The organism is Oscillibacter sp. KLE 1728 (genome assembly GCF_934833455.1).
Lineage (GTDB): Bacteria > Bacillota > Clostridia > Oscillospirales > Oscillospiraceae > Oscillibacter > Oscillibacter welbionis.
The window spans coordinates 1-5406 of record NZ_CAKVVF010000032.1; the positions used below are offsets into that span (position 1 = coordinate 1).

General features: G+C 61.3%; 6 protein-coding genes and 1 other RNA gene. 3 read left to right on the forward strand and 4 right to left on the reverse strand.

What is annotated here, in order from left to right; translation table 11 throughout:
* Positions 1 to 77: 77 nt before the first annotated feature.
* The 4 genes from ssrA to smpB form a co-directional block, all read right to left on the reverse strand.
* Positions 78 to 441, reverse strand: a transfer-messenger RNA (tmRNA) gene (gene ssrA / locus QVE23_RS05310).
* Between the two features lie 221 nt (positions 442 to 662).
* A complete protein-coding gene (locus QVE23_RS05315; RefSeq protein WP_287967702.1) occupies positions 663 to 1421 on the reverse strand; it encodes an SDR family NAD(P)-dependent oxidoreductase in 759 nt (252 codons plus the stop codon).
* A gap of 15 nt (positions 1422 to 1436) precedes the next feature.
* Positions 1437 to 1958: a peptidylprolyl isomerase gene (locus QVE23_RS05320; protein ID WP_025544046.1), complete on the reverse strand. Its 522-nt coding sequence runs from the start codon at positions 1956 to 1958 to the stop codon at positions 1437 to 1439.
* Between the two features lie 10 nt (positions 1959 to 1968).
* Positions 1969 to 2487 carry an SsrA-binding protein SmpB gene (gene smpB / locus QVE23_RS05325; protein ID WP_081692081.1) on the reverse strand — a complete coding sequence of 173 codons (519 nt, stop codon included), beginning with the start codon at positions 2485 to 2487 and terminating at the stop codon, positions 1969 to 1971.
* A gap of 104 nt (positions 2488 to 2591) precedes the next feature.
* On the opposite strand from smpB, the gene QVE23_RS05330 reads away from it, so the two are divergent.
* The 3 genes from QVE23_RS05330 to QVE23_RS11000 form a co-directional block, all read left to right on the forward strand.
* Complete coding sequence (locus QVE23_RS05330) at positions 2592 to 3140, forward strand: NUDIX domain-containing protein (RefSeq protein ID WP_021748410.1); 549 nt, start codon at positions 2592 to 2594, stop codon at positions 3138 to 3140.
* 14 nt (positions 3141 to 3154) lie between these two features.
* On the forward strand, positions 3155 to 3868 hold the full coding sequence (locus QVE23_RS05335; RefSeq protein ID WP_021748409.1) for a response regulator: 714 nt from the start codon (positions 3155 to 3157) through the stop codon (positions 3866 to 3868).
* A gap of 29 nt (positions 3869 to 3897) precedes the next feature.
* A partial coding sequence (locus tag QVE23_RS11000) for a histidine kinase dimerization/phospho-acceptor domain-containing protein (RefSeq protein WP_502919067.1) occupies positions 3898 to 5406 on the forward strand: 1509 nt, incomplete at its 3' end.

A 5406-nucleotide genomic window follows, 5' to 3' on the forward strand; every position in this document is an offset into this window, starting at 1 on the left:
CACCGAAGGGTGGAGCGACCAACGGGAGCGAAACCCAAAAGAAAATGCGACTTGTTTCGACAAGTCGCATTTTCTTTTGGTGGAGGTGAGGGGAGTTGAACCCCTGTCCGAAAGCACTTTAACGGGACTTTCTCCGGGCGCAGACGGTTATTGCGGGAGTCTTTCTCCCTGTTCCCCTTCCGGACGGCAAGCCGTCACGCCGTCCGGTCAGGTGAGAGTCATCATGCGTGGGCGGGGCAACTCTTACCCGCCGCACGGACGCCACATCAACGACGCCTTCCCCGGCCTGTGGCCTCTCCGGTTCAGACGGCCGCCTTTAATTAGGCAGCAATAGCAACTTGTCTGTTGTTATTTGATTTATAAATTGCCCGTTTTATGGCGGTCAGGCGCCGCCGCCCGCTGGTCCCGCCTCCATACCCCCGTCGAAACCGGTACACCCCCCTGTCGTCGGGACAGACTGTGCTCTACCCGCTCCCGGCTGCGCCGAGAGCTCGCAATGCTCCGTTGTCCCTCCACTTCCCATCACAAACGCTTCGCTGGTTTGTGATGGGAGCCTGCGATTCGCATCTCCATGCCGGGGGCCTTTCTGGGATATCTGGCAGGATGCCAATGGAGATTGTAACACATCCCGCTGTCGGAATGTGTTACAATTCCATGACATTTCAGGTTTTGGTAAATTTTACCATCAGCTTCACCGGCGCGACTTTGACCAACAGCCGGTAGAATTTGTAGAACAGCCGCGGCGTGTACATAGTCCTGCCCGCCTTGGCGGCCCGCAGCGCGCCCGCCGCTACCCGCACCTGGTCGCAGTAAGGCAGGTACTCAAAGGCCGGGGAACGGCCAGTGATGCTGCCCACGTCCAGGAACTCCGTTTTCATGGGGCCGGGGCACACCGCCGTAACGGTGATGTCCCTTCGCTTCAGCTCTTCACTGAGGCCCACAGTGAAGGAGGACACATACGCCTTGCTAGCGCCGTACACCGTCATCCGGGGCGTGGGGCAGAAGGATGCGATGGAAGACGTGTTGAGGATGCGTCCCCCCGCCGGCATATAGGGAATGACCAGGTTCGTCATCGCCGTCATGGCCCGGACGTTCAGATCTACCATCCGGGTCTGGACAGCGGTCTCCGTCTCCCCCATCCGGCCCAGGTAACCGCAGCCGGCGTTGTTGATGAGGATCGCCACCTCCGGTTTCTCCGCCGCCAGTTTTTCCTGCAGGGTGGTAAAGGACATGGAATCGCACAGGTCCAAGGGAAGGCAGACCGTCTCCACCCCCACCATCTCCCGGGCGATCTCCTCCAGCCGGTCCTCCCGGCGGGCAATGAGCCAGCAGCACTCAATCTCCGGGAATATGTCCGTCAGCTGGCGGGCAAACTCCCGTCCCAGACCGGAGGACGCGCCGGTGATGATGGCCGTCTTCATTGGGCTCTCCCCCTCTCAGCGCTTTTCAGGCTCCGGATAGTCCACGCCCTGGGTGTCCACCCGAATGCTCTGAATGACCACCGGTGTCTTGGGCTTGTCGTTCCAGTCGGTGGGGACCTCCGAGATGCGGATGGCCTCCTCCACGTTTCCGGTCACCTGGCCGAAGGCGGCGTACTGCCCGTCCAGATGGGGCGCCGGGGCCACCATGATGAAGAACTGGCTGCCGGCGGAGTCCGGATGCATGGCCCGGGCCATGGACAGCACGCCGGTGGTGTGCTTCAGGTCGTTCTGGGCAAAGCCGTTGCCGGAGAACTCGCCCCGGATGTCATAGCCGGGGCCGCCCATGCCGTTGCCGTCGGGGCAGCCGCCCTGGATCATGAAGCCGGGGATGACCCGGTGGAAGACCAGGCCGTCATAAAAGCCCTTGTTGGCCAGGGAGATGAAGTTGGCCACCGTGTTGGGAGCCTTGGCGGGGTATAGCTCGCCGGTCATCACAGCGCCGTTTTCCATGGTGATGGTGACAATAGGGTTCGTCATGTCAGACATATCATCGATTCCTTTCTTTTAGGGTGCGGTCAATCTCCCGCTTGGCGTCCCGCTGGGAGGCAGCCGCCCGCTTGTCATAGTTCTTCTTGCCCCGGCACAGGCCGATCTCCAGCTTCACCCGGGAATCCTTAAAATAGACGGACAGGGGCACCAGGGCATAGCCGTCCTGCTTCACCAGGGCATGGAGCTTGCGGATCTCTCGTTTGTGCATCAGCAACCGCCGGGAGCGCACCGGGTCCCGGTTGAAGATGTTGCCCTTCTCATAGGGGGAGATGTGCATCCCATGGACGAACAGCTCCCCATCCTTTACCGTACAGTAGGCGTCCTTCAAATTCAGCGTTCCGGCCCGGATGGACTTGACCTCCGTGCCCGCAAGCTCGATGCCCGCCTCGTACCGGTCCTCCACGAAGTAGTCGTGGAAGGCCTTGCGGTTCTGGGCCGCGATCTTGATTCCCTTCTTCTCCGTGGGGCTCACCTCTTTCCTGGAAGGTTTTATTATAATACCATATTTTCCCCGCATCTTCAAGAGAAAGTCACAGTTGGCTTTTTCTGGAGGATATGCTATAATAAAGTGATTGAGTATGTCCTGAATATACAAAAAATAGACACAAGGTGGAATGCTATATGAATCAGACTGCGGATCTGACGGAGAAGACCCTCAGCCGGGAGGAAAAGTACCAGGGAAGCTTCCTGAGCCTGCACGTGGACCAGGTGCAGCTGCCGAACGGCAGGACCTCTTTCCGCGAGGTAGTAGAGCATGTGGACGGCGTGGCCATTCTGGCCCTGGACGACCGGAACAATGTGCTCACCGTCACCCAGTACCGCTATGTGATCGGAAAGACGCTGCTGGAGATCCCCGCCGGAAAGCTGGAGCCGGGCGAGGACCCGGTGGCCGGTGCCCTGCGGGAGCTGAAGGAGGAGACCGGTGCCGTGCCGGACACCTTCCTGCCCATGGGCGTGACCCTGCCCTCTCCCGGCTGTCTCAGTGAGCGGCTGTACCTCTTCCTGGCAAAGGGCCTGCACATGGAGTCCCAGCAGCTGGACGAGGATGAATTCTTGAATGTGGAGCGCATTCCCTTCAATGAGATGGTCCACCGCGTCATGGACGGGGAGATCGAGGACAGCAAGACCATCGCCGCCGTGCTGAAGGCAAAAGTGCTTCTGAATCTTTGAGAGGAGACTCTGCCATGAGCGATCCGAAAACCGTCCTGATCGTGGAGGACGAGAAGAATATCGTGGACATCCTGCGGTTCAATCTCCAGCGGGCGGGCTATCAGACGCTGGAGGCCTATGACGGAGAGGACGGCCTGGCTCAGGCGGTATCCGCCAATCCGGACCTGATCCTGCTGGATGTAATGCTGCCCAAGAAAAACGGCTTTGACGTGTGCCGCGCCCTGCGGGACCAGGGCAGCAGCGTTCCCGTCATCATCCTCACCGCCCGGGAGGAGGAGGCGGACAAGGTCCTGGGGCTGGAGATCGGTGCCGACGACTATATCACCAAGCCCTTCTCTATGCGGGAGCTGGTGGCCCGGGTAGGAGCCAACATCCGGCGGACCACCATGACGCCGCCGGCTGCCGCCTCTGCCGCGGCCTCCGCCATGCCCGTGTCCGGGGATTTGTCTATCAATACCGACAGCCACCAGGTCTTCCGGGCCGGTAAGGCCATCGACCTGACCCAGCGGGAGTATGAGCTGCTGACCTTTCTGGCCAGCCATCCCAACAAGGTCTACTCCCGCATCGACCTGATGGAGCAGGTGTGGAACTACGGCTATGTGGGCGACGACGTGCGGACCGTGGACGTGACGGTCCGGCGCCTGCGGGAGAAGATCGAGGCCGACCCCGCCAATCCTGTCTTCATCCTCACCCGCCGGGGCGCCGGCTACTACTTCTCCGTGAAATGACTCCGCCCTCCATTCTCTAAGGAAAGAAGGTGTTCGCCGTGTTCCGCAGCCTCCACATGAAGCTGATGCTGATTCTGCTGCTGCTCATCACCTCGCTGATGGCGGTGGTAGGTGCGTTCCTGACCACCAGCGTCTCCAGCTTCTATATCGACACCTTTTACGAGCAGATCAGCGCCGTGTTCAGCGACGACAGCGACGGCTATGTCTCCACCCTCCGGGCCCGGGCGGCCGAACCGGACGGCGCCGCCGGCATCAAGGAGATGCTGGAGGGCCGGGCCGGCTCCCTGGGCATCGACTACCGCACCCGGAACTACTTCATCCTGGATGGGCAGAGCGGCACCTACCTGGACGGGTCTGCAGAGGCGTCAGAGCTCCCCCGGGAGCAGACCGCCAACCTGCTGACCGCCCGGAATGCCGTGGCTCAGGGCGACAGCACCCTGGTGGGAGACCGCAGCGACATCACCGCCGACTATATGGACGCAGCCATCCCCATCATGGGGGGCGGAAACGCCTACATCATTTACATCCTGGACAACAAGGACACAGTGACGGACCTGAACTCCCAGCTCTTCCTCATCATCATGCAGGCGCTGGTGATCGGCCTGCTGATCTCTGTCCTGTTGAGCTTCCTGCTGTCCAAGACCATGGTGGGCCCCATCGAAAAGCTCACCGCCGGGGCAGAGCGGGTGGCCGCGGGAGACTTTGACAGCCAGCTCCCCGTGGAGTCCACTGACGAGATCGGCATCCTCACGGGCACCTTCAACGAGATGGCCGATGTCCTTCAAGCCACGCTGGCCGCCGTGGAGAACGAGCGGAACAAGCTGGACACCCTGTTCCTCCACATGACCGACGGCGTGGTGGCCTTTGACCACGACAGCCTCCTTATCCACTGCAATCCCGCCGCCACCAATATGCTCCATCGCAGTGTGCCGGAGGGCACTACCTACGATACCCTCTTCGGTCAGGTCTATCCCTTCCAGGAGACCCTGGCCCTCCAAAGACCCAACTACGCCGAGGCGGAGATGGAGGTGGGGGACCGGACGCTGGAGCTGTTTCTGGCGCCGTTTTCCGACCAGGCCAGCGGCGGCGTGCTGGTGGTGCTTCATGACGTGACGGAGCAGCACCGCAACGAGGAGCGGCGCAAGGAGTTCGTGGCCAATGTCTCCCACGAGCTGCGCACCCCCCTCACCAACGTCCGCAGCTATGCCGAGACCCTGCGGGACGCGGAGGGGGACATCCCTGTGGAGACCTCCAACAGCTTTCTGGACATCATCATCACGGAGACGGACCGCATGACCCACATCGTTCAGGATCTGCTGACCCTCAGCCGTCTGGATGCGGGCAATGCGGAGCTGGTGCTCTCCCGCTTTCCTTTCGGGGACGCCATTGAGAGCGTCACCCGTGCCAATGCCCTGGCCGCCAAGCAGCACGGGCACACGCTGACCTATACTCCGCCGGAGAGCCTGCCCTTGATCGTGGGGGACCGGAGCCGGCTGGAGCAGGTGATGATGAACGTCATCGGCAATGCCGTCAAGTAC

Bases quoted from the DNA above. Each gene is read 5' to 3' on its own strand.
- QVE23_RS05315 (WP_287967702.1), bottom strand. From the start codon at position 1,421: ATGAAGACGGCCATCATCACCGGCGCGTCCTCCGGTCTGGGACGGGAG.
- QVE23_RS05320 (WP_025544046.1), bottom strand. From the start codon at position 1,958: ATGACGAACCCTATTGTCACCATCACCATGGAAAACGGCGCTGTGATG.
- smpB (WP_081692081.1), bottom strand. From the start codon at position 2,487: ATGCGGGGAAAATATGGTATTATAATAAAACCTTCCAGGAAAGAGGTG.
- QVE23_RS05330 (WP_021748410.1), top strand. From the start codon at position 2,592: ATGAATCAGACTGCGGATCTGACGGAGAAGACCCTCAGCCGGGAGGAA.
- QVE23_RS05335 (WP_021748409.1), top strand. From the start codon at position 3,155: ATGAGCGATCCGAAAACCGTCCTGATCGTGGAGGACGAGAAGAATATC.